Below are 23,956 nucleotides of genomic sequence, written 5' to 3'. Positions count from 1 at the left end.
CACCCTCACTCTTCGAGGTAGGTATACCCCGACAAACCATGATCCAGCTCCGCCAGGATCTGCGCCTGGCGCGAGGGCTCCAGCCCCGATTCCGCCACTTTCTGCCGATACGCCCCTGCCAGTAGCTCAGTGTCGTAGTGCACATAGCGCAGCAACTCGGCCACCGTGTCTCCCTGTTCCGGCTCCACCACCTCGTAACCGCCGTCCTCCGTGAGCACCACGTTGATGGCATCGGTGTCGCCAAACAGGTTGTGCAGATCCCCCAGGATCTCCTGATACGCCCCCACCATGAAGATCCCCAGCAGGTAATGTTCGTGCTCCCGCAGTTCGTGCAGTGGCAGGCTGGGGGCCGTGGTCTCGCCGTCCACGTAGCGGTCTACATGCCCGTCGGAATCACAGGTGAGATCCTGCAGCACGGCTCGGCGTGTGGGGCGCTCGTTCAATCGATGCAAGGGCATGATGGGGAAGATCTGGTCAATGGCCCAGGCATCGGGAATGGACTGAAACACCGAGAAGTTGCAGAAGTACTTGTCCGAGAGCTTCTCGTTGAGTTCATCGCCGATATCCCGGGGCAGGCGATCTGCCCGGGTGGAGAGCAGGCGCCGGCAGGTGGCGAAGTAGATCTGCTCGGCCAGGGCCCGGTGCTCCAGGTCCAGCAGGCCGTGGGAGAACATGGAGCGCACCTCCCCCAGCCAGTCCAGCATATTGTGGAAGACCTCTGTGGGGGCGTTGTCTTCGGCCTGTTCGAACAGGCGCCACATATCCAGCAGCACTGCCGGGGCATCCTCGTCCGGGGGCTGGATGTCCGCCGCCACCGGGGCCCGCTCGGTATCGATCACATCGGTGATGAGCACCGCATGGTGGGCCGTGGTGCCACGACCGGATTCGGTGAAGATCTCAGGGTGAGGCAGGTCATACTCCCGGCAGGTGTTGGCCAGGATGCGCACCACGCTGCTGGCATAGTCCTGCAGACTGTAGTTCATGGAGCACAGGTTGCGCGAGCGGGTGCCCTCGTAGTCCACCGCCAGGCCGCCGCCCACGTCCACCACCTGGATGGGCGCACCCAGGCGGTGCAGTTCGGCAAAGAACCGCGAGGCCTCGAACATCCCCGCCTGAATGTCACGGATGTTGGCGATCTGCGAGCCCATGTGAAAATGCAGCAGTTGCATGCAGTCCAGCATGTCGTGGGCGCGGAGTTGCTCCAGCAGTTGCAGGCACTGGGCGGAGGAGAGCCCGAACTTGGCCTTCTCGCCGCCGGTGTTCTGCCACTTGCCCTTGCCCACCGAGGCCAGGCGCACGCGCATCCCCAGGCAGGGTCTCACGCCCAGGTCCCGGGCGGCAGCGATCACGCCCTTGAGCTCGGAGGGCTTCTCGATGACGATGTACACCCGGTGACCCAGCATCTGGCCGATCATGGCCAAGCGCAGGTATTCCCTGTCCTTGTAGCCATTGCAGACGATCACACCCCCCGGCCGGGACAGGGCCAGTACCGCCATCAGTTCAGGCTTGCTGCCCGCCTCCAGGCCCACCTTGTCCACCCCGTAGGTAAGGATGCGCTCCACCACGCTGCGCTGCTGGTTGACCTTGATGGGATAGACGGCGGTGTAGCGTCCGGGGTAATCGGCCTCCTCGAAGGCTTGCCGGAAGGCCTGAGTGAGGCGTTCCACCCGATCGGTGAGGATGTCGGGAAAGCGCACCAGCACCGGCACATCGATGTTCATGGGCTTCACCCGGGAGATCAGCTCATACAGATCCACGCCGGGGTGTCCGGCATGGGCCGGTGGTCTGACAATCACTCGCCCTTCATCATTGATGTGGAAATAGCCGCCGTTCCAGTGATCAATGTTGTAGGTCTGGCGGGCGGATTCCGTGGTCCAATCTGTCATGGGGGGGTCTTCAGGTCTTTATGCGGGGGCCATGATAGCGCAGGAGAGGGTGGTGGTATCCCCGTTGCGGGCGAGTTGCGGCCAAATACGCGATTCGATACCTTGATCAATGATTGTCACGTCCAGCGACACACGGTGGTCGCGCAGGGAATGCGACAAAAAATGAGCGTGGGAGCACAGGCCGCGCGCCTGGCGGGCATCGATTTTCAGGTTCCACTCAAGCACCTTGCAGGAGAAGAGACATGAAAGATCGTGATCACAACGCCAGTCGCCGCGGTTTCCTGAAGTTGGGCGCCTATGGTCTGCTGGCTGTGCCCGTGGCTGGGCTGAGTTGGAGTACAGCCGCCCTGGCCATGGAGCGTCTGGATGAGAGTTCAGCTCAGGCTCAGGCCCTGGACTACGTCCATAACGCCGCCGATGCCGACCATCCCGCTTATGAGCAGGGTCAGGTCTGCAATAATTGTGACCTGTGGACCGATCCCAGCGCCGAAGATTGGGGCCCCTGCGCGGTGTTCCCCGGCAGCCTGGTAGCCGAAGGCGGCTGGTGCAGCGCCTGGGTGGGCTGAGTTACCAAACCCATGGGCGAGCAGGGTCGCTCCCCGTGGGAGCGGCCCTCGGTCGCGAATGGCCCGGGCCCACCGCCTTGCTCAGCAATCCACCACCTCCACCCGTGCCCGCCCGGTGCGGCTGATGATGATCCTCCGCCCCTTCTCTCCATGACATAGCGACACCGTGCCCATCTGCAGGCCACCGTTGATCTGTCGGGTTTGACCGTCTGGCCGGTAGGCGATGTATTGGCTCATGGTGCCGTTGGCCTGAATGCTCACGGCATGGGGTGGGCCACCGTATACCCTCAACACCTCACCCGGCTCGGAGACGTCCGCGTCGGACTCAGGCGCCAGGCGCACGATCCAGCCCACCGTATACGCCTCCTCCTGGCAGTGAATGCCGTCGGCCGAGGGACAGATCAGCACGCCTTCGCCCCGCTGCACCGCCTCGGACCGGGCCAGGCGCAGCCCTGCCATCAGGTCGTTGGTGGCGGTGACCAGGCGTTGCTCCTGTAGCAGGCCGGCAAAGCCGGGCAACGCGATGGTGGCCAGCAAGGTGGCCACTGTCAGTGTGACCAGCAGTTCCACCAGTGTGATGCCATGTTCCCTGGGCATGGGCCTCTCTCCTTGAGGTTGAAATGAGCCATTAGGGCCATCTGCGAGGTTAACGCCGCCGTGAGCGGACTGCAACGCAGTCGCGCTATACTCTGTGGCCCGTTGGATTCCCTGGCCACCACATGAGGGTAGAGACATGACCGTGGAGGACGGCGCCCTGCTGTTGGGTGCAGCGCTGACGCTTCTGGGCTACGGGCTCGTGGTGGCGGCGGGTTTTCGCCGTGAACTGCTCTGGGGGCTGATCAACCTGGTGCCGGGGGTGTCGCTGGCCTTCGTGTTGTTGTACTGGCGGCGGGCTCGGGTGGGCTTCATCCTCAGCCTGATGGGGCTGGTGGTGGTGGCCGCTGCCTTGTATGGCGGTGCGGACCGCACCGTCAGGGAAAAACTGGCCCGGCACGACATTGAGGTGGACATGGAGATGCCGGTCGCCCGGCCCTGGGACAAAGAGTTACCCAACCAGGCGCTGGTGCGCCAGATCGAGGAAGAAACCGGCGAGCCCCTGGAGATCATTGAATTCGATCCCTACGCGCCCTCTACGGCGCAGCCGCTACCACCGGCGGAGAGCTTCCGTCTTGCCCCGGATCGCCAGGCCGCCTCGTGGGCCTATCGGCAGGCCATTCCCGCCGAATGGGGCGCACTGGAGGGTGAGCGTGTGCGCCTTACCCTGGCGGATGGGGACGTGCGCGAGGGCAATCTCATTGCCGTGACGGCCCGCTCGTTGTTCGTTCAGCAAATAGTGCAGGGCGGACATGTGGCCTTTGAATATCGCCGCGACGATGTGAGGCGCTTGGAAGTCTGGGATGCGCAGGGCGCCTCGCCACGGGTATCGCCCGATCCTGAGTCGGTCGAATCCCCGCCGGCGCCCCAGGTCATCTTCGAAGCCCCCCAATCCACTGAGGACTGATGATGCAGTGCTATGTTTATCGCAGCTCCCGTCGGCAGGATACCTATGTCTTTCTGCCCGGCAAGGATGATTTTTCCAACATCCCCGACGGGTTGCTCAATCTGTTGGGCAAGCCGGAGTTTGCCCTGGAGCTGGTTCTGACTCCTGATCGTCGACTGGCTCGGGAAGATCCCCTGCAGGTGCTCACCAACCTCAAGAACCAGGGTTTTCATTTACAGATGCCGCCCGAGAACGATCAGCCGGTATAAGGCTGTCTTATTCCAGCAATTCCGTGTCTTCATGACTGTAGGCCGGTGTGCAGGCACAGAGGATGCGCATGGGAACGTTCCCGGTATTGCGCACCCTGTGCGCCGTGCCGGGCGGGATGCGCACGGTATCGCCCGTCGTGACTGGAAACTCTTCCGAGCCCATCTGCATCATGCCCCCGCCCTGGGTGAAGTGATAGATCTCCTCGGTGACGGGGTGGCGGTGCAGCGTCGTGCAGGCGCCCACATGCACCAGGGCTTCAGCCAGACTCTGTGCCCCATCACCGTGCAGCCGAGGGTGCATGAGTTCGCGGATTTCCGACCCATCCTTGGTGTCGTAGGCGGCGATGTCCTGATATCGGGTTTTCATTGGGTGCCTCCTGCGCCCGGAGGCGCTAATGGTGATTTCCATGATGCCATGACGCGCATATCCCCGTCCGGCAATGGGGAGTATAATCTCCAGCCCTGCAATGACCGCACCCCCGGAAGGCCGAACGTTTCATGACCGACAAGCTTCGCAATATCGCCATCATCGCCCACGTGGACCACGGCAAGACCACCCTCGTGGACAAATTGCTGCAGCAGTCGGGTACCCTCGATGCGCGCGCCCAGGTGGTGGAACGCATGATGGACTCCAACGCCCTGGAAAAGGAGCGTGGGATCACCATCCTCGCCAAGAATACCGCCCTGGACTGGCAGGGCTACCGCATCAACGTGGTGGACACCCCCGGACACGCCGACTTTGGCGGAGAGGTGGAGCGCGTGCTCTCCATGGTGGACTCGGTGCTGCTGCTGGTGGATGCCGTGGACGGTCCCATGCCCCAGACCCGCTTCGTGACCGCCAAGGCCTTTGCCATGGGCTTCAAGCCCATCGTCGTGATCAATAAGGTGGATCGCCCCGGCGCCCGGCCCCATTGGGTGGTGGACCAGATCTTCGACCTGTTCGATCGTCTCGGTGCCGATGAGGAACAGCTGGATTTCCCGGTGGTGTACTGCTCGGCCCTGAAAGGCTTTGCCGGGATGGAGCACGATGTCACCGAAGGCGACATGACGCCCCTGTTCCAGACCATCGTCGACAAGGTGCCGCCGCCGTCCGTGGATCCGGATGGCCCGTTCCAGTTGCAGGTGTCGTCCCTGGACTACAACTCCTACCAGGGCCTGATCGGCATCGGCCGCATCAAGCGGGGGCGCATCAAGACCAACACCCCGGTCAAGGTCATGGACCGTGAAAGCAACGTCCGCAATGGCCGGGTGCTGCAGATCCTGGGTTTCAAGGGGCTGGAGCGGGTGGAAGTGCCCGAAGCCAGTGCCGGGGACATCATCTCCTTCACCGGCATGGATGAGCTCTATATCTCCGATACGCTGTGTGATCCCTCTGCCGTTGAACCCCTCAAGGCGCTGATCGTGGACGAACCCACGGTGAACATGACCTTTCAGGTGAACACCTCCCCGTTTGCCGGTCGTGATGGCAAGTACGTGACCTCCCGTAACATCCGCGACCGGCTGCAGGAAGAGCTGAAGCATAACGTGGCCCTGCGGGTGGAAGAGACGGATGACCCGGACAAGTTCCGTGTGTCCGGGCGGGGTGAACTGCATCTGTCCATCCTCATCGAGAACATGCGTCGCGAAGGCTACGAGCTGGGCGTGTCACGCCCCGAGGTCATCGTGCGTGAGAAGGATGGGGAGAAGGAAGAGCCCTATGAAATGGTCACGGTGGACGTGGAGGAGCAGCATCAGGGCGCCATCATGGAGAAGCTGGGCAGTCGTCGTGGCGAGTTGCTGGACATGATCCCGGATGGCAAGGGTCGGGTACGCCTGGATTACCGGGTACCTTCCCGGGGCCTGATCGGCTTTCAGACGGAGTTTCTCACCGCGACCTCCGGCACCGGCATCCTGCACCACGTGTTCGACAGCTACGGCCCCTTCCGTCCCGGCGCCGTGGCGCCGCGCAACAATGGGGTGCTGATTGCCAACGGCGCCGGCAAGGCCCTGGGCTTTGCCCTGTTCAACCTGCAGGATCGCGGCCGCATGTTCATTGGCCCCGGTGAGGAGGTGTACGAGGGCATGGTCATCGGCATCCACAGTCGGGACAACGACCTGGTGGTGAACCCGCTCAAGGCCAAGCAGCTCACCAACATCCGTGCAGCGGGTTCTGACGAGAACATCATCCTCACCCCGCCCTTGCGCCTGTCATTGGAGCAGGCACTGGAGTTCATCGAGGATGATGAACTGGTGGAGGTCACCCCCAGCTCCATCCGCCTGCGCAAGAAACTGCTGCTGGAGCATGAACGCAAGCGCGCGGCACGTTCGGCAGGGTGAAGCCATAGGGTCCTGTGCCCACCGCTCCCCTCATCCCCAGCCCTTCTCCCCGGAGGGGAGAAGGGAGTCAAACAGCTTGGGGTGTCCCCGACCCTTCTCCCTGGGGGAGAAGGGAGTCAAACAGCTTGGGGTGTCCCCGACCCTTCTCCCCTTCAGGGGAGAAGGCTTTGAGCCTGGAGGGTGTTGAAAGCCCCTCTCCCGCTGGCGGGAGAGGGGTTGGGGTGAGGGCCGGGTGGCCCTGAACCTTACTTCGGTTCCGGCTTCAGCCCCAGGTTCTTCCAGATGGCCTTGATCGGGCCGGACTGGTTCATGGTGTAAAAGTGCAGGCCAGGGGCCCCGGCTTCCAGCAACTGGGCGCACATATCGGTGATCACCTCTTCCCCAAAGGCCTTGATGGCAGCGGAATCCTCGCCAAAGGCCTCCAGGCGCTTGCGAATCCAGCGAGGAATCTCGGCGCCGCAGGCGTCCGAGAAGCGGGCCAGCTGCTTGTAGTTGGTGATGGGCATGATGCCCGGCACAATGGGGATATTGATGTCCAGTTTCTCGCAATCTTCCACAAAGCGGAAATACGCCTCTGCCGAGTAGAAATACTGGGTAATGGCCGAGTCTGCGCCGGCATCCACCTTGCGCTTGAAGTTCTGCATATCCTTCAGGGCGTTGGGTGCCTGAGGATGGAACTCCGGGTAGGCCGCCACTTCCAGGGTGAAGTGATCGCCCGTCTCCTTGCGAATGAACTCCACCAGCTCATTGGCGTAGCGGAACTCGCCCGGATCACGCATGCCCGAGGGCAGGTCGCCGCGCAGGGCGACGATGTGGCGCAGGCCGTTGTCCTTGTAGAGTTGCAGGATGCCTCGCATCTGCTCGGCAGTGGAGTCGATGCAGGACAGATGCGGCGCGGCATCCACGCCGGAGTTCTTGTGGATGTCCAGCACCGTTTCCAGGGTGCGGGCCTGGGTGGAGCCGCCGGCACCGTAGGTCACGGAGAAAAAGCGGGGTTCCAGTTGGGCCAGGTCGGTCCAGGTGTCCTTCAGTTTCTTCGCGCCTTCGTCGTTCTTGGGCGGGAAGAACTCGAAACTGAACGTGCGTTCGTGCTGTTTCTGGGTCTTCATGTCAGGTCCTCGCAAGTTGTGCGGGCAGGCATTCGATCGCGGGTCAACGGGTCACGTCGGTAGGGATGGGCAGGATTCCCCGTGGCCTGAGTCGGCAGGGCCATGTCAGGAGGTGTTGTCATCCTGTTCGGGTCTTTGCCATCCAGTGCCGGCGTCGATGCGTCAGTCATGCCGGATGAATGCGATCAAGGGAAGGAAATCTGAAAGGGGCAGGGCAGGGGTGCGGGGCACACTGTAGACGCCGCTGACACGGGAAGGCCCCGGAATCCGGGGCCACCCAAGTGGCAGCGCCCCGAAGGGCGCTGCCTGCCTCGCGTGCCGCGCCAGGGGTGCACGAAGGCGCCCCAAGCCCACGGCGCCGCGATCAGTACCGGTAGTGTTCCGGCTTGTACGGACCTTCCACCGGCAGACCCAGGTACTGGGCCTGGTCGTCGGTCAGCTTGGTCAGCTTGGCGCCGATCTTGCCCAGGTGCAGGGAAGCCACCTTCTCGTCCAGGTGCTTGGGCAGCACGTACACGTCGTTCTTGTACTTGTTGCCATGCACCCACAGCTCGATCTGGGCCAGGGTCTGGTTGGTGAAGGAGTTGGACATCACGAAGCTCGGGTGGCCCGTGCCGCAGCCCAGGTTCACCAGGCGGCCTTCAGCCAGCAGGATGATGCGGTTGCCCTTCGGGAAGATGATGTGGTCCACCTGGGGCTTGATGTTGTCCCACTCGTACTTGCGCAGGCCAGCCACGTCAATCTCGGAGTCGAAGTGACCGATGTTGCAGACGATGGACTGATCCTTCATGCGGGACATGTGATCGGCGGTGATCACGTCCTTGTTGCCGGTGGCGGTGACGAAGATGTCGGCCTTGTCACAGGCGTCTTCCATGGTCACCACGCGGTAACCTTCCATTGCAGCCTGCAGGGCGCAGATCGGGTCGATTTCGGTGATCCACACTTCGGCGGACAGGGCGCGCAGGGACTGGGCAGCGCCCTTGCCCACGTCACCGTAACCGCAGACCACGGCGGTCTTGCCGGCAATCATCACGTCGGTGGCACGCTTGATGGCGTCCACGGTGGACTCACGGCAGCCATACAGGTTGTCGAACTTGGACTTGGTGACCGAGTCGTTCACGTTGATGGCCGGGAACGGCAGGGAGCCTTCCTTCGCCATCTGATACAGGCGATGCACGCCCGTGGTGGTCTCCTCAGTCACGCCCTGGATGTTCTTCAGAACCTTGGAGTACCAGCCCGGCTGGCTCTTGACGCGTTCCTTGATCTGGGCGAACAGCACGCGTTCTTCATCATTGGTGGGGTTGTCCACCAGGGACAGATCCTTCTCGGCGCGGGCGCCCAGGTGGATCAGCAGGGTGGCGTCACCGCCATCGTCCAAGATCATGTTGGGGGTGCCGCCATCGGACCATTCAAAGATCTTGTGGCAGTATTCCCAGTACTCTTCCAGGGTTTCGCCCTTGTAGGCGAACACGGGGGTGCCACCGGCAGCGATGGCCGCAGCAGCGTGGTCCTGGGTGGAGAAGATGTTGCAGGAAGCCCAGCGCACATCTGCGCCGAGGGCCTTCAGGGTTTCGATCAGCACGGCCGTCTGAATGGTCATGTGCAGGCTGCCGGCGATGCGGGCGCCCTTCAGCGGCTGGTCCTTGGCGTATTCTTCACGGGTGGCCATCAGACCGGGCATTTCGGTCTCGGCGATGGCGATTTCCTTGCGGCCAAAGTCGGCCTGGTTGATATCGGCTACGGCGTAATCGTGGTTCTGACTATCAACGACTGCGTTCATGAACACACTCCTTAAATCTTTTGGGCGAGTGCGAAGCGGTCGGAGCACAGCGAAACAGTTCAGCTCGCCGACCACTTTCGCGGGTACAGCGAGCGCCGTTTTAGGAGGTGTCTGAGCCTGGCGGATTCGATGACCCGTTGCAGCGCTCCTCAGACAGAGCCGCAAAGTATAGCGCATTCAGTCAGGAATTTCACACCGGGGTCGTTTCGTGCCCGATCGCCGCCGGGCAATCGGGCACGAAAGATCCTGTCATCCCAATGAAAAACTCCTGTTATGCCTCGCGGAGAAATCCCTTGGGCAGGTCGTCCTTTTCCGGTAGCTGGGAGACGATTTCCTGCAGGGCGTCGGGAAGTATTTCTTCCACCACGGGATGATAAAATGGCATGGTCAGCAGATCCTGCGCGGTTTCTCCACGCTGGATGGCCCAGGCCAGTAAATGCGCCAGGTGTTCACCGTGTGTGGCCATCAGTGAAGCCCCCCTGAGACGACCGGTTTTCGCATCCGCATGGAGACGAATCAGATTGCTCTGTGCGCCCAGGATCACAGACCGGCCATTGCCGCTGCCATCGGCTGTGCCCGTGAGGGTTTCATCCGGGTCGAGATCCTCCAATCGCGCGCCGACCACGGCAATGTCCGGATGAGTGAAGGCGATGCTCAACGGCGTTCGGCGACGAAAACGGGTGATGCCCCGCACGGCGTTGAAGCCGGCGATGGTGCCCTCGTCTGCGGCCTCATGTTGCAGGGGGCGTTGGCCGTTCACGTCCCCAGCGATGAATACCGGCAGATCCTGAACCTGCTGGGTGGCCGGGTCGAATTGCAGTTGGCCTTTATCGTCTAATTCAAATCCGGCATCGGCCAGATTGAGCGTGTCGGTATTGGGGCGACGGCCCAGGGATGCCAGGATCATGTCCACCTTTTCCCGGCCCTGGGACATCTTCATCACGATGCCGTCGTCTTCCTTGCTGAGTTCGGCGCTCTCTCCCAGCCACAGGGGGAACTCGGCACTGAATCGCTCAACCACCTGCTGCCCCAGTTCGGGATCGCTGATGCCCGCTGGGAATCTGGCAATGTCGGCGCCGATCACGCGCACGCCCAGGCGTGACAGGGCCAGACCCATTTCCAGGCCGATGGCGCCAAGCCCCAGCACGCCCACTGAATCGGGCAGATGTTTCAGATCGAACAGGGTGTCGGTGGTCACCACCCGATCCCCCAGGGGGGCGAGCCAGTCGGGCATGATGGGGCGCGAGCCATTGGCGATCACCACGGCCTGTGCCCGTACCACCTGCTGCTTGCCGTCCGGCAGGGCCACTTCGAGCACGGTTGGTTCCAGGAAGCGGGCCGGGCCCTCCAGCAGGTCATCCCCCATGGCCTTGCGGGCGTTTGCCTCCGTTTTGCCGGCGAATCGGTCACGCATCGTACTGACCCGGTCCCAGACGGCATCCCGGTCCAGCGATAATTGCTCTATGCCGTGTGCGCCATACGCGGCCATTTCTTCTCGTTGGTCCCACAGATGGGCGGCATGCAGGGCCACTTTCGAGGGCATGCAGCCCACCCGCGCGCAAGTGGTGCCCAGTGGGCCCGGGTCAATGATCGTCACCGACTTGCCGGCCTTGCGAACCTGTTTCATGGCGAACAGGCCGGCGGTACCGGCGCCGATGATGGCTACGTCTGTCTGGATGTCCTGGGGCATGGATGCCTCCTCGATGCTATGTCTGTCATTCAAAATAAGCGTTTGCTGATATTCATGCAATATGGTGCGTCGTGATGTGTGATCGTGCGTGGAAGGGTGGGTTCGGTCCACTTGCATGATCCGGGGAAAATCACATTCACAAATCTCGAGATCCGCGCAAACCGGGAATGACAAAAAATATGAAAGTGTTTTCACTCTATGCCATAATTCGCCGGGCACCGGAGTCCTGCCTGGAGTGATGAAAGCGCCAGACATGGATCACCGAGGAAAAGAAAAGGCGCCCGGGCTCCATGGTCCGGGCGTTTGCGTTGAATAAGCATTCAATACGGTTTTGGAGAGAAGAATGACCGAACAGATGAAGAGCCCCCATGAGATGTCTTCGGAAGAACTCTTTGCGCTGGCCCGTCGGCGTGAAGAACAGGAGGCTGCCGAGAAGGAAGAGGCCCGTCGTCAGGAGCGCGAGGCCCTGCGTGAGAAGCGCCGTGAATTGGTGAAGCAGCATCGCAAGGAGCTGGCGGCGCTGGATCGTGAAATCAGGAAACTGGGCGGTCGTGTAAGTGGCCGTGGCAGCAGCGCGGGTCGTGGTGGTTCCCAGGCAGGCCCCAGTCAGGTGTTGTGTCAGATCGTCTCCGATCAGGGCGAGATGACCATCAGCGAGATCCGTGCTCAGGCAGAACAGGCCGGCCTGGACGTCAAGAACATCAGCCAGACCCTGGGTTACCTGAAGCGTCAGGGCAAATTGGACTCACCGCGTCGCGGCGTTTATCGGGCCGCCTGAGCAATCGATGGGTGAAGCCGTGAGGCCGGCCATGGGACGGCCCACGGTGCTTGACTTCGGGTGCAGCATTCGCATTCCAGATGAGATAGAATGCGCGCCCACGAATGGCCGCACCCATCAAATTGACATGCACATGCGTTAGCAGGAGTGATATGTGAACCAAGCAGAAGCAGAATTACAGCTGAAAGTCTGGAAGGAACTTGCCGTCAGCAAGCAAGTACTGATGAAGGGCGCGACAGACGCCCTGGGTCTGGACCCGGATTGCAGTGCCGACGAACTCAAGGTCGCCCTGGATGTCGCCATCCAGAAGGGCAACGAAGCAGACCGCAAGGTCAAGCAGACCAATGAGCAGGCCAAGGAAGCCATCGACGCCATGGAGAAGAAGGTGAAGGCCAGTGAAAAGGCCCAGAAGCAGGCGGAAGCCGCCCGCGCCGAGGCCCAGGCCAAGCTGGAAAGCGGGGAACAGGACATGGCCGCCGAGCGCGTGGCCCACACCAAGGAAATGAAGGCCATCAAGGCCTCTCTGGTGGAAAAGGAAAAGGCCCTCAAGGCGATCAACAAGTCGCTGGCCGATACCCCCGAAAACGTGGTCAAGAAGCTCAAGCAGCTCAAGAAGCAGAAAAACGAAGAGTCGGATGCCCGCAAGCAGGTGGAGGCTCAGCTCAACGCGCTGCGAAAGGACAAGCGAGAGGTCGACGAAAAACTCACTCAGCTCCAGGCTGCCCTGGAAGGCAGTGCCAAACTCGCCGAACAGTATCGCGAGCTGCGCAAGGTGTCTGAATCCTTGATCGATCAGGTGAAGGCCAGTGGTGAAGAGGTGCCTGAATTGCCCGAGATGGACGAGCAGGTGCTGGAAGCCGTTGAACAGGCCGCCGAAGCCGCCCAGTCCTCCTGATCCGGTGCGCGGTAAGCCTCGTTCCTTGGGGCGGGGAGGGATAGCGCGCGGCGTGAGAACCCCCGAGGGGATTTGCGTGTCGCCGCTACCTTGATGGTTCTTGTCACTCACCGCAGGGCGGGCCGAGAGTCGTGCCTGTCAGACTCCTTTCCCTCCCGCCCTCCTGGTCAGGCTGCGTCTTTCTTGACCCGGCTCAAGGTCTGCAAGGTTTTCGATTTTCCTTCCGTGAACCCCGGTCGCATAGTCGTGGCCTGCGGCCAGGATCGGGTGTGCGGTCAGTGGGCCTCTCACCAACCGACAATACCGCTGGTTGATTGATGCCTGACGGCCTTGCAGGGCCGCCGTATGGAAATCGACTGATGGAAAATGACTTGCCCGGCGACGAACTGGATGTGGACGAGCTCTGCATATTGAGTGGACTGCTCTCGCCGCCCACTCAAGAGACCGTTGACGCACTGGAGGAGATGGCCAAGGGCTGGACATGGTTGTCACCGGCGGTCATGGAGATTCGTCACCTGGGGCTCTCGGGTCTGCGCCGTGAGTATGATCGCCTGCTGGTCCTGGATGACTGCCCGGCCCGGGAGTCGGCCTGGAGTGCTCAGGTGCTGGCTGGCGGGGGAGCGAATCTGGAGCGCTTGTATCGTCAGGCGGGGATCGCCCTGCAGGGCCGTGAGCCTGACTCCCTGTCCATGGAACTGATCTACGCGGCCTGGTATCTGGAGCAGGATTTGTCCAACGCCCCGGCTGGCTGGCGTGTGATCTGGCATCACCTCTCGGGCTGGGTGCCCCCCTTCGCCCGTTGTCTGCAGTCCCAGGCCCGGGTGGAGCTTTATCGTGCGTTGGGGGAGCGATTGGAGATGCTGTTCAGCGAGCGAAACACCCGGCATTGAGTGGGCTTGTCACCACCCTCACCCCAGCCCCTCTCCCGCCAGCGGGAGAGGGGTCATGGACCCAGCGCGCCCGAGGGGGCGTGCAGACCCTCACGCCAATGTTGATGGGGGTCATAGGATTGCCCTCACCCAGTCTGCCAGTCCATCCAGGTCCGACGGCAATTCCCCGCCCTCCACCGCCGCAAACGACCAGATAGGTGTCTGCAGCCTGCGCTCCAGATCCCCTCGGTTATCCATCCCCTCCGGCCCCGGTCCGGCGCAATCATTGAGCACCAGTCCCGCCAGGGTCAGCTGACGGCGCTGGATGGCCTCGGCGGTCAGCAGGATGTGATTGATCACGCCCAGCCGGTCGGGGGCCACCAACAGCACCGGTAGGCCCAAGCGCATCGCCAGGTCAGCGTTGAGACCGTCTTCCGCCAGGGGCGACAGAAAGCCACCGGCCCCCTCCACCAGCCGGAAACCTGTCTCCCCCGGGGTGGGCTGGCAGGCGGATTCCAGCGCATCCAGCCTGATCCGGGTGCGGGCCAGGCGTGCGGCCCGGTCCGGGGCCAGGGCATGGGTGAAGCGCCACGGAGTGATCTGCTCCAGACTGCCGCCTCCTGCGGCCTCCATGAGTTGCGCCCCATCTTCCGGCCAAAGCCCACCGCTTTCTTCCCGGCAGCCCGACTCCACGGGTTTGCGGGGTATCACGTTCACACCGCGGGCCCTCAAGGCCCGCAGGATGGCGCAGCCGACGACCGTCTTGCCCACGCCGGTATCGGTGCCGGTAATGAAGAGCCCGGTGCCGTACATGAGACTGTTCATGGATTCCTGCCTCCTGGTTCATTCCAGCCGAACGTCTGGCCGTCAGTCCGCCAGTGTCTCTCCGGTCAACCGCTCCAAGGCCTCCTGGTATCGCGCGGCCACCTGGGCAACCACCTCATCAGGCAGGGCCGGACCCGGGTCGGTCTTGTCCCAGTTCAGGGTTTCCAGATAGTCGCGCAGATACTGCTTGTCGAAGGAGGGCGGACTCATCCCGGGGGCGTAGGTGTCCGCCGGCCAGAAACGCGAGGAGTCGGGGGTGAGGGCCTCGTCGATCAGGTGCAGCACGCCCTGCTCGTCCAGGCCGAACTCGAATTTGGTGTCGGCAATGATGATGCCGCGCTCCAGGGCATGGGCGGCGGCCTCCTTGTAGAGGGCCAGGGCCGTGTCCCGAACCTGGGCAGCCACCTCGGGGCCCAGCGTGCGCTCCGTGTGGGCATAGTCCACGTTCTCATCGTGGTCCCCCACCTCCGCCTTGGTGGACGGGGTGTAGAGGGGCTCGGGCAGTCGGTCGGCCATCTTCAGGCCCGGGGGTAGGGTGAGACCGCACACCGTGCCGTCGGCCTGGTAGCTCTTCCAGCCCGAGCCGATCAGATAGCCGCGTACCACCGCCTCCACGGGCAGGGCCTTGAGGCGTTTCACCACCACACTGCGCCCTGCCAGCGGCGCCCGCTCGGCGGCATCGGGGATCACATCCGCCAGGGTGAGATCGCACAACTGGTTGGGCACCACATGGGAGAGGCGGTCAAACCAGAACGCCGAGATCTGCGTGAGCACCCGGCCCTTGTCCGGGATGGGCGTGGGCAGGATCACGTCAAAGGCTGACAGGCGGTCGGTGGTGACGATGAGCATGTGATGGTCGTCCACAGCGTAGATATCACGCACCTTGCCCTTGTGGATCAGGGGCAGGGACGACACTTGGCTTTCAAACAGGGCAGGCATGGAGGTTTCGCGCAAAGTGGATCAGGCACGCAGTGTACGACCTGACGTGGGCGGATGCACCCGCGGGCGCATCCGCATGGCCACCCCCGCCAATATCTTGTATCTTTGGAATTTTATCTTTCAACTCCAACCCGGTTCCATTACCCTTCGCCGATGCCAAACCAATCCCCTATCGTGGGCGTGGTGATGGGCAGCCAGAGCGACTGGCCCGTCATGCAACACGCCGTCAACCAGCTGGACGCCTTCGGCGTGCCTCACGAGGCTCGCGTGGTCTCGGCCCACCGCACCCCGGATCTGCTGTTCGAGTATGCGGAACAGGCTGCGGCGCGGGGTCTTCGCTGCATCATCGCCGGTGCCGGCGGTGCCGCCCACCTGCCGGGCATGCTGGCGGCCAAGACGACGGTGCCGGTCCTGGGCGTACCGGTGCCTTCCCGCTACCTGAAGGGAGAGGATTCCCTGCTCTCCATCGTGCAGATGCCCAAGGGCATTCCGGTGGCCACCTTCGCCATCGGCGAGGCCGGGGCCGCCAACGCCGGGTTGTTTGCCGTTTCCATGCTGGCGACCGATCACCCCGGGCTGGCCGAGCAACTGGCCCGCTTCCGCGCTGAGCAGCGCGATACGGTGCTGGCCATGCAACTGCCGCCGTCGTCATGATCCTGCCCGGTCACACCCTGGGGATGCTGGGCGGCGGCCAGCTGGGCCGCATGTTCACCGTGGCCGCGCGCACGCTGGGCTATCGGGTGATGGTGCTGGACCCGGATTCAGGCAGTCCCGCCGGTCGCATGGCCGATGACCATGTCCACGCCGCCTACGGGGATGGCTGGGCCCTGGATCAACTGGCACAGCGTTGTGCCGCCATCACCACCGAGTTCGAGAACATCCCCGCCGATACCCTGCGTCACCTGGCTGACAGGGTTCCCGTGCGCCCGGGTGCGGCGGCCCTGGAGCAGACGCAGAACCGGGCGCGGGAAAAGCACATGATCCGCCGGGCCGGACTGGCCACCGCCCCCTTCGAGGTGGTGGCGTCGGTGGACCAGGTGGAGGCGGCCTTTCAGTCCGTGGGTGATCCCGCCATCCTCAAGCGTGCCGCCCTGGGCTATGACGGCAAGGGGCAGATCTCCGTGGACAGTGCCGAGGCCTGCCGCCAGGCCTTCGAGCGGCTGGGGCGCGTGCCCTGTGTACTGGAACGCAAGCTGGACCTGGCCGTGGAGGTTTCCGTGGTGCTCAGCCGGGGCAGTGACGGGGCCTGCCTGTGTTATCCGGTGGCGGAGAACATCCATCAGGACGGCATCCTGCACATGAGCATCGTCCCTGCCCGGGTGCCGGATGCCACGGCCCGCGAGGCCTGCGATGCCGCCATCGCCCTGGCTGTGGCCCTGGATTACGTGGGCCTGATGGCCGTTGAATTCTTCATCACCACCGAGGGGCAGTTGCTGGTCAACGAGGTGGCCCCGCGTCCTCATAACAGCGGCCACTTCACCCTGGATGCGTGCATCACCTCCCAGTTCGAGCAGCAGGTCCGCGCGCTTTGCGGTCTGCCCTTTGGTGACACGCGCCTGCTTTCGCCGGTGGTGATGGTCAACCTGCTGGGGGATCTGTGGAAGGACGGGGAGCCTGACTGGGGCCACCTGCTGTCCCATCCCCGCGCCAAATTGCATCTCTATGGCAAGGAGGAAGCCCGCCCAGGCCGCAAGATGGGGCATTTCTGCGTCCTGGGCACCGATCAGGACCAGGCCATCCGGGATGCGGAGCGTCTGTTCAACGCGTTACTGGCCGTGCGGGCCGACGATTAAATACCCGGGAGCCCGTCTTGGAACGCGCCGAATACATCCAGTCCCTACGCCGGGACATCACCTTCTCCGACACCTTGTGCGGGCACACCCTGCAGTATCGCACCACCTGGGGCCTGTTCTCCCCCCGGGGGATCGATGCCGGTACCCGCCTGCTGCTGGATCACATGGAGATCCAGGAGACCGACGACTGCTTCGACCTGGGCTGTGGTTATGGCCCCATCGGCCTCACCCTGGCCCGACTGGCCCCCAAGGGGCAGACCCTGCTGGTGGACAAGGACTTTGTGGCCGTGGAGTACACCCACACCAATGCCGCCCTCAATGGCATCGGCAACGCCGAGGCCATGCTCAGCAACGGGTTCTCCCACGTGGGGGATCGCCGCTTTCACCTGGTCACCTCCAACCTCCCCGCCAAGGTGGGCAAGGAGATGCTCTACCTCTACCTGTACGATGCCCTGGCGCACCTGCATCCGGGGGGGCGCATCTACGTGGTCACCATCACGGGCCTGCGCCGTTTCATCGAGCGGGCCTTCAAGGAGGTGTTCGGCAACTACGACAAGGTGAAGCAGGGCCGGGAATACACCGTGGCCATGGCCCGCAAGCCCGGGTGATCCGTGCCCCATGCCTGTCCCGAGTATAAGACCGGGTTAATTTTCCCGGCGCCATAAGGTACATTGCCCAAACCACCGAGGAAGTCATACCGACATAACGAACGATACCATCGTCCCTGCGACGCGCCTGACCGGAGACCGGTATCACCCATAACGAGGCAAGACCCATGGCACAAGCCGATCTGATCGCACCGTCCATCCTGTCCGCCGACTTCGCCCGCCTGGGCGAGGAGGTCACGAACGTGCTGGCCGCGGGCGCCGACATCGTCCACTTCGATGTGATGGACAACCACTATGTCCCCAACCTCACCATCGGGCCGCTGGTCTGCGAGGCCCTGCGCAAGCATGGAGTGACCGCCCCCATCGACGTGCATCTGATGGTCAAGCCGGTGGACCGCATCATCCCGGACTTTGCCAAGGCGGGGGCTGACTACATCACCTTTCATCCGGAGGCCTCCGATCACATCGATCGCAGCCTGCAACTGATCCGCTCCGAGGGCTGCAAGGCCGGCCTGGTGTTCAATCCGGCCACGCCCCTGTCCTATCTGGACTACGTGATGGACAAGGTGGACATGATCCTGCTGATGTCGGTGAACCCCGGTTTTGGGGGGCAGAGCTTCATCCCTGCCACCCTGGACAAGCTGCGCGAGGCACGCCGCCGCATCGATGCCTCCGGCCTGGATATCCGCCTGGAGATCGACGGCGGCGTCAAGGCCGACAATATTGCCGAGATCAAGGCCGCGGGCGCCGACACCTTTGTGGCCGGGTCGGCCATCTTCAGCGCCGCCCGCAGCGAAGACCCCAACCATTACGACAGCATCATCAACAAGATGCGCACGGAACTGGCCAAGGCCTGAGCACGATCATGACCCTTCAAGCCCCCAAAATGATCCTCCTCGACCTGGACGGCACCCTGGTGGACAGCGTGCCCGACCTGACCTTCAGCGTGGATCGCATGATGGAACGTCTGGAGATGCCGGTGCGCGGCGAGGCCAAGGTGCGCAACTGGGTGGGTAACGGTGTCGAGCGCCTGGTCAAGCGGGCGCTCATGGACGACCTGAACGGCGACCCGGACCCCGCCCTCTATGAGCAAGCCCTGGCCGCCTTCACCGAGATCTACCGGGAGAACAATGCCAAGCGCAGCCAGCTGTATCCCGGTGTGCGGGAAGGTCTGGAGGCGCTGGCAAGCGACGATCTGCGCATCGGCTGCGTCACCAACAAGCCAGCACGTTTCACGGCGCCGCTGCTGCGAGCCATGGACATCGACCGCTATTTCGAGGTGGTGGTGGCCGGCGACACCCTGCCACAGAAGAAGCCGGACCCGGCCCCTTTGCTGTTTGCCGCCGAGCAGTTCGACGTGGCCCCGGAAGACGCCCTGATGGTCGGCGACTCGCGCAGCGACGTGACTGCTGCCCGGGCCGCTGGATTCGCCATCGTGTGTGTCAGTTACGGCTACAACCATGGTGACGATATTCGAGAGCAGCGACCGGATGCGGTGATCGATAGCCTCACGGAACTCCCCGACCTCATGGCCCGGACCGCCTGATGACGAACCCCCGATGACCCCTGAACACTTCGACCACCTGATCTCCCAGGGCTATAACCGTATCCCGCTGGTGCGGGAGGTGCTGGCTGACCTGGACACCCCCTTGAGTGTCTACATGAAGCTGGCGGCCAGGCCGTATTCGTGCCTGCTGGAATCGGTGCAGGGGGGCGAGAAATGGGGGCGTTATTCCTTCATCGGCCTGCCGGCCCGCAAGGTGGTCCGCGTCACGGGCAAGAAGGTCCAGGTGGAGGAGGGCGGCGAGGTCACCGAATCCCTGCAAGTGGATGATCCGCTGGAATGGCTGGAGTCCTTCCAGGCCCGTTACCGGGTGCCCGACCTGCCGGATCTGCCCCGCTTCAGTGGGGGGCTGGTGGGCTATTTCGGTTACGACACCATCGGCTATATCGAGCCCCGGCTGGCCGATGGCGACAAGGCCGACCCCTTGGGGGTGCCCGACATCCTGCTCATGGTCTGCGATGAGGTGGTGGCCTACGATAACCTGGCCGGACGTCTGTACCTGGTGGTGCACGCCGGCCCCGGCGAGCGGGAGGCGGGTGAGCGGCGACTGGATGCCCTGCAGGCCCAGTTGCGGGAGGCCTCGGCCAGTGCCGGGGTGCCCGGCAGCCCACGGCGGGTGCAGGAGTCGGACTTCGTCTCCGGCTTCACCGAGGCCGGTTTCAAGGAGGCCGTGGAGCGCTGCAAGCGCTATATTGTCGATGGCGATGTCATGCAGGTGGTGCTCTCGCAGCGCCTGTCCATTCCCTACAGCGCCCGCCCGCTGGACCTCTACCGGGCCCTGCGCAGCCTCAACCCCTCGCCCTACATGTTCTATCTGGACCTGGGCGACCACCATGTGGTCGGCTCCTCGCCGGAGATCCTGGTGCGTCTGGAGGACGACGTGGTCACCGTGCGGCCCATCGCCGGCACCCGCCCCCGGGGGGAGGACGAGGCCGCCGACCGGGCCCTGGAGCAGGACCTGCTGGCCGATCCCAAGGAACTGGCCGAACACCTGATGCTCATCGACCTGGGGCGTAACGACGCCGGCCGCGTGTCACAGATCGGCAGCGTGGCCCTCACCGAGCGCATGGTGGTGGAGCGCTATTCCCATGTGATGCACATCGTCTCCAACGTGACCGGACGCCTGCGCCCGGGCCTGAGCGCCATGGACGTGCTGCGCGCCACCTTCCCGGCGGGTACCGTGAGCGGCGCCCCCAAGATCCGCGCCATGGAGATCATCCACGAACTGGAACCGGTGAAGCGGGGCATCTACTCCGGCTCCGTGGGCTACTGGTCCTGGCAGGGCAACATGGACACGGCCATCGCCATCCGCACGGCGGTGATCAAGGATGAAACCCTGCACATCCAGGCCGGCGCCGGCATCGTCCACGACTCCCTCCCCGAAAACGAATGGGCCGAGACCATGAACAAGGGCCGCGCCATCTTCCGCGCCGTGGCCATGGTGGAGGCCGGCCTGGAGGTCCACCCCGGGCGCTAGACACCCCCGTCCGGCCCCGCCGGGACGCTTCTCGAAGCGCCCGCACACAGAAACCAAGGGCACCTGCCCCCCGGGCTGCCTCCCCCCCGTACGGGCCGTTCGCGAACGGCCCCGCCGGCCCCGCCGGGACGCTTCTCGAAGCGCCCGTACACAGAAACCAAGGGCACCTGCCCCCTGGACTGCCCCGCCCCCCGTACGGGCCGTTCGCGAACGGCCCTGTTCCGCACTGCAACCCAAGAGGGGCTCCCCTTCCCAGACAGGGGTTGCGCGTGCATATTAGTGGCTTAGAACACGCCACCCCGGGCGCCCCATGGACACCATCCCCGTCGCCACCTATCGCCTGCAGCTGCGACCGGAATTCACCCTGGACGATGCCGCTGCCCAAGTGCCCTACCTGGCCAGGCTGGGCATCAGCCATGTGTATCTATCCCCCTGCCTGCAGGCCACCCCCGGCAGCACCCATGGCTACGATGTGGTGGACCCCTCCCGGGTGAATGCGGAACTGGGGGGCGAGCCCGCCCGTCAGCGCCTCTGCCAGGCCCTCGAGGCGCACGGCATGGGGCAGGTCCTGGACATCGTCCCCAATCACATGGCCGTGGCCGGTGACCAGAACCCCTGGTGGTGGGACGTGCTGGAAAACGGCCCCGCGAGCCGCTATGCCCCGTACTTCGATGTGGACTGGGAGGCCTCGGAGGAGCGCTGGCCCAACAAGGTGCTGCTGCCGGTGCTGGGGGACCACTACGGTCGCATCCTGGAAAATGGCGAACTCAAGGTCCGTTTCCATGAGGGCCACTTCACCCTGCGCTACCACGAACACAGCTTCCCGCTGGACCCCTGGTCGTTGGCCGGCATCCTGGGGGGCGCCCACCAGGACAGCGGCAGCGAACTGCTGGGCTTTTTGGCCGAGTCCTGCGCCCGACTGCCCCGCCCCGGGTCGACCACTGGCGGCCAGCGGGAACGGCGTCATCGGGACAAGGCGGTGATCCATCAACTGCTGGCCGGCACCTGCCGAGACGAACCCCATGCCCAGGCGGCCATCCTGGCCCGGGTGGAACGCATCAATCAGGACCCGGACGCCCTGGACGCCCTCATCGAACACCAGAACTACCGACTGGCCTGGTGGCGCACCGCCGACCGGGACCTGGGCTACCGGCGTTTCTTCGATATCAAGGACCTGGCCGGCCTACGGGTGGAGGACCAGGAAGTTTTCGAGGCCATTCACCAGTTGCCGCTGAGCTGGTACCAGGAGGGCAGCGTGCAGGGCCTGCGCATCGATCACCCGGATGGACTGCGCGACCCGGCCCAGTATTTCCAGCGACTGGCCCAGGCCTGCCCCGGTGCCTGGGTGGTGGCGGAAAAGATCCTCGAGCCCGGTGAACACATTCCGGAGGACTGGCCCATCGCCGGGACCACCGGCTATGACTTCCTCAATCGCGTGCAGGGCCTGTTCGTGGACCCGGATGGCGAGGCGCCGCTGACGACCCTATGGGAAGCACTGACCGGCGAGACCGCCCCCTTAGAGGATCAGGTCTACCAGGCCAAGCGCCAGGTGCTGCAGGATCTGCTGGGCAGCGAACTGAACCGGCTCACCTCCCTGTTCGTCAGTATCTGCGAAGGCCAGCGCCGTCACCGGGACTACACCCGACACCAGCTTCAGCAGGTGTTGCTGGAGGCCGCCAGTTGCTTCCCCGTGTATCGCAGCTATTTGCGTGCTGGCGAGCCCGTGCACCCCACGGACCGGGCCCACATCCATCAGGCCCTGTCCCGGGTGAAGGCGCGCCGTCCCGACCTGGACCCGGAACTGCTGGCGTTTCTCGAGACCCTGCTCACCCTGGCGCGCGAAGGTCACCGGGAGACGGAGCTGGCGCTGCGCTTCCAGCAGCTCACCGGTCCGGCCATGGCCAAGGGGGTGGAAGATACGGTGTTCTACCGCTACCATCGGCTGATCGCCCTGAACGAGGTGGGCGGCGACCCGGGGCAATTCGGTCTGTCACCCGAAGATTTTCACGGGGCCTGCGCCGAGGCGCACCGCCGCCATCCACAGGCCATGCTGGCCACCTCCACCCACGACACCAAGCGCAGCGAGGACGTGCGGGCTCGCCTGTGCCTGCTCTCCCAGGTGCCCGAGGCCTGGGCCGAGGCGGTCCGGGGGCTTTGGGCCCACAACGCACGGCATCGCTCGCCGCAGGGGCCGGATCCGGCCGTGGAGTACCTGTACTATCAGGCCCTGGTGGGGGTGTGGCCCGGCGTAGCGGATGAAGAGGTCGTCAAGGGGCTGTTGCCCCGTCTGCAGGGCTTCATGGAGAAGGCCGCCCGGGAGGCCAAGGTGCACACCTCCTGGACCCGCAACAACCCGGAATACGAACAGGCCGTGCAGCATTTCGTCGAGGCCACGCTGGGCGATGACACATTCCTGCAACAACTGCAGGCCTTCGCAGCGCCCCTGATCGAACCGGGCCGGGTCAACAGTCTGGCCCAGACCCTCATCAAGCTCACCACCCCCGGTGTGCCCGACATCTACCAGGGCACGGAGCTGTGGGATCTGAGTCTGGTGGACCCGGACAACCGCCGCCCGGTGGATTTTGCCGAGCGGCAGGCATGGCTTGAGGTGTGCAAGGCCGGTCCCGCGCCCGAGCGCATTCTTGAAGACATGGAAGCAGGCCTGCCCAAGCTGTGGGTGATCCACCGGACCCTGGCCCTGCGGGGGCAGCATCCGCACTGGTTCGATGAGCGGGCCGGGTATCACCCCCTGCAGGCCACCGGTGACCCGCGACAAGCGGCGGTCGCCTACCGGCGCGGGCCGGATCCGGGGGAGGGCGGTCAAGCCGAGGGCGTGGTGGTCATCGTGCCACGCCTCACCCTGCGTCTGGGCGGGGACTGGTCCGATACCCGGCTGACCCTGCCCAGGGGGCGCTGGTACCACTGGCTCACCGGCGACACCCTGGAGGGCGGTGAGCACCCAGTGGCGGATCTGCTGGCGCGCTTTCCGGTGGCGCTGCTCGCGTCGGCGCCGCCCCCGGCGCCCGAGCAGAATCGAGATTCCAGCTGACGCTCATGCATCACGATGGCGAGTCATCCCCGGTGATGAACGATACAAGCCCCTCTCCCCCCC

At 64.0% G+C, this 23,956-nt stretch carries 22 protein-coding genes and 1 riboswitch; of the genes, 14 read left to right on the top strand and 8 right to left on the bottom strand.

Annotated elements, in window-relative coordinates:
- Positions 1–5: 5 nt before the first annotated feature.
- Positions 6–1,886, bottom strand: a complete 1,881-nt coding sequence (gene speA / locus LPW29_RS10885; protein WP_238628026.1) for a biosynthetic arginine decarboxylase — start codon at positions 1,884–1,886, stop codon at positions 6–8.
- A 242-nt stretch (positions 1,887–2,128) separates the two neighbouring features.
- On the opposite strand from speA, the gene LPW29_RS10880 reads away from it, so the two are divergent.
- Positions 2,129–2,452, top strand: coding sequence for a high-potential iron-sulfur protein (locus LPW29_RS10880; protein ID WP_238628025.1), 324 nt, complete (start codon positions 2,129–2,131; stop codon positions 2,450–2,452).
- An 81-nt stretch (positions 2,453–2,533) separates the two neighbouring features.
- On the opposite strand, the gene LPW29_RS10875 is transcribed toward LPW29_RS10880, so the two are convergent.
- On the bottom strand, positions 2,534–3,049 hold the full coding sequence (locus LPW29_RS10875; RefSeq protein ID WP_238628024.1) for a GspH/FimT family pseudopilin: 516 nt from the start codon (positions 3,047–3,049) through the stop codon (positions 2,534–2,536).
- 136 nt (positions 3,050–3,185) lie between these two features.
- Here LPW29_RS10875 and LPW29_RS10870 point away from each other — a divergent pair, with 136 nt between their 5' ends.
- Together LPW29_RS10870 and LPW29_RS10865 are read left to right on the top strand one after the other, a co-directional pair.
- Positions 3,186–3,953: a hypothetical protein gene (locus tag LPW29_RS10870; protein WP_238628023.1), complete on the top strand. Its 768-nt coding sequence runs from the start codon at positions 3,186–3,188 to the stop codon at positions 3,951–3,953.
- A gap of 2 nt (positions 3,954–3,955) precedes the next feature.
- Positions 3,956–4,201: a YcgL domain-containing protein gene (locus LPW29_RS10865; protein WP_090252553.1), complete on the top strand. Its 246-nt coding sequence runs from the start codon at positions 3,956–3,958 to the stop codon at positions 4,199–4,201.
- A 7-nt stretch (positions 4,202–4,208) separates the two neighbouring features.
- Here LPW29_RS10865 and LPW29_RS10860 read toward each other — a convergent pair whose 3' ends face one another.
- Positions 4,209–4,568 (bottom strand): cupin domain-containing protein, encoded by a 360-nt coding sequence (locus LPW29_RS10860; protein WP_090252354.1) that lies wholly within the window; start codon positions 4,566–4,568, stop codon positions 4,209–4,211.
- Positions 4,569–4,699: 131 nt separating this feature from the next.
- On the opposite strand from LPW29_RS10860, the gene typA reads away from it, so the two are divergent.
- Positions 4,700–6,517, top strand: coding sequence for a translational GTPase TypA (gene typA / locus LPW29_RS10855; RefSeq protein ID WP_090252356.1), 1,818 nt, complete (start codon positions 4,700–4,702; stop codon positions 6,515–6,517).
- Positions 6,518–6,762: 245 nt separating this feature from the next.
- Here the strand turns inward: typA and metF are convergent, their stop codons facing one another.
- From metF to LPW29_RS10840, 3 genes are all read right to left on the bottom strand, one after another.
- Entirely contained in the window at positions 6,763–7,626 is an 864-nt protein-coding gene (gene metF / locus LPW29_RS10850; protein WP_090252359.1) for a methylenetetrahydrofolate reductase [NAD(P)H], read from the bottom strand.
- 364 nt (positions 7,627–7,990) lie between these two features.
- Positions 7,991–9,406: an adenosylhomocysteinase gene (gene ahcY / locus LPW29_RS10845; RefSeq protein ID WP_238628022.1), complete on the bottom strand. Its 1,416-nt coding sequence runs from the start codon at positions 9,404–9,406 to the stop codon at positions 7,991–7,993.
- 83 nt (positions 9,407–9,489) lie between these two features.
- Positions 9,490–9,563, bottom strand: a riboswitch (S-adenosyl-L-homocysteine riboswitch).
- A 114-nt stretch (positions 9,564–9,677) separates the two neighbouring features.
- Positions 9,678–11,096, bottom strand: coding sequence for a dihydrolipoyl dehydrogenase (locus LPW29_RS10840; RefSeq protein WP_238628021.1), 1,419 nt, complete (start codon positions 11,094–11,096; stop codon positions 9,678–9,680).
- Between the two features lie 343 nt (positions 11,097–11,439).
- Here LPW29_RS10840 and LPW29_RS10835 point away from each other — a divergent pair, with 343 nt between their 5' ends.
- From LPW29_RS10835 to LPW29_RS10825, 3 genes are all read left to right on the top strand, one after another.
- Positions 11,440–11,874, top strand: a complete 435-nt coding sequence (locus LPW29_RS10835; RefSeq protein ID WP_238628020.1) for a hypothetical protein — start codon at positions 11,440–11,442, stop codon at positions 11,872–11,874.
- A gap of 154 nt (positions 11,875–12,028) precedes the next feature.
- On the top strand, positions 12,029–12,769 hold the full coding sequence (locus tag LPW29_RS10830) for a hypothetical protein (RefSeq protein WP_238628019.1): 741 nt from the start codon (positions 12,029–12,031) through the stop codon (positions 12,767–12,769).
- 359 nt (positions 12,770–13,128) lie between these two features.
- The gene (locus LPW29_RS10825; RefSeq protein WP_238628018.1) at positions 13,129–13,659 is read left to right on the top strand and encodes a molecular chaperone TorD family protein; all 531 of its coding nucleotides are present in this window, start codon (positions 13,129–13,131) and stop codon (positions 13,657–13,659) included.
- Between the two features lie 111 nt (positions 13,660–13,770).
- On the opposite strand, the gene bioD is transcribed toward LPW29_RS10825, so the two are convergent.
- The gene (gene bioD, locus LPW29_RS10820) at positions 13,771–14,463 is read right to left on the bottom strand and encodes a dethiobiotin synthase (RefSeq protein WP_238628017.1); all 693 of its coding nucleotides are present in this window, start codon (positions 14,461–14,463) and stop codon (positions 13,771–13,773) included.
- A gap of 42 nt (positions 14,464–14,505) precedes the next feature.
- On the bottom strand, positions 14,506–15,402 hold the full coding sequence (locus LPW29_RS10815) for a phosphoribosylaminoimidazolesuccinocarboxamide synthase (RefSeq protein WP_090252375.1): 897 nt from the start codon (positions 15,400–15,402) through the stop codon (positions 14,506–14,508).
- 153 nt (positions 15,403–15,555) lie between these two features.
- Here LPW29_RS10815 and purE point away from each other — a divergent pair, with 153 nt between their 5' ends.
- The 7 genes from purE to treY all read left to right on the top strand — a co-directional run bounded on the left by purE (position 15,556) and on the right by treY (position 23,893).
- Positions 15,556–16,056, top strand: coding sequence for a 5-(carboxyamino)imidazole ribonucleotide mutase (purE, locus tag LPW29_RS10810; protein WP_090252377.1), 501 nt, complete (start codon positions 15,556–15,558; stop codon positions 16,054–16,056).
- Entirely contained in the window at positions 16,053–17,195 is a 1,143-nt protein-coding gene (locus tag LPW29_RS10805) for a 5-(carboxyamino)imidazole ribonucleotide synthase (RefSeq protein WP_238628016.1), read from the top strand. The genes purE and LPW29_RS10805 overlap by 4 nt, the downstream gene beginning before the upstream one ends.
- Before the next feature lie 17 nt (positions 17,196–17,212).
- The gene (locus LPW29_RS10800) at positions 17,213–17,803 is read left to right on the top strand and encodes a class I SAM-dependent methyltransferase (protein WP_090252384.1); all 591 of its coding nucleotides are present in this window, start codon (positions 17,213–17,215) and stop codon (positions 17,801–17,803) included.
- A gap of 167 nt (positions 17,804–17,970) precedes the next feature.
- The gene (gene rpe, locus LPW29_RS10795) at positions 17,971–18,660 is read left to right on the top strand and encodes a ribulose-phosphate 3-epimerase (RefSeq protein ID WP_090252386.1); all 690 of its coding nucleotides are present in this window, start codon (positions 17,971–17,973) and stop codon (positions 18,658–18,660) included.
- An 8-nt stretch (positions 18,661–18,668) separates the two neighbouring features.
- On the top strand, positions 18,669–19,349 hold the full coding sequence (locus LPW29_RS10790) for a phosphoglycolate phosphatase (protein WP_090252388.1): 681 nt from the start codon (positions 18,669–18,671) through the stop codon (positions 19,347–19,349).
- A 13-nt stretch (positions 19,350–19,362) separates the two neighbouring features.
- A complete protein-coding gene (trpE, locus tag LPW29_RS10785) occupies positions 19,363–20,844 on the top strand; it encodes an anthranilate synthase component I (RefSeq protein WP_090252391.1) in 1,482 nt (493 codons plus the stop codon).
- Between the two features lie 310 nt (positions 20,845–21,154).
- Positions 21,155–23,893: a malto-oligosyltrehalose synthase gene (gene treY / locus LPW29_RS10780; protein ID WP_238628015.1), complete on the top strand. Its 2,739-nt coding sequence runs from the start codon at positions 21,155–21,157 to the stop codon at positions 23,891–23,893.
- The last annotated feature ends 63 nt before the right edge of the window (positions 23,894–23,956 follow it).

The sequence above is a fragment of the Ectothiorhodospira sp. 9100 genome (assembly GCF_022227565.1).
Classification (GTDB): Bacteria; Pseudomonadota; Gammaproteobacteria; order Ectothiorhodospirales; family Ectothiorhodospiraceae; genus Ectothiorhodospira; species Ectothiorhodospira marina.
Note: the sequence above shows the minus strand (reverse complement) of the source record. Positions and strands in the feature narration are given on the sequence as shown.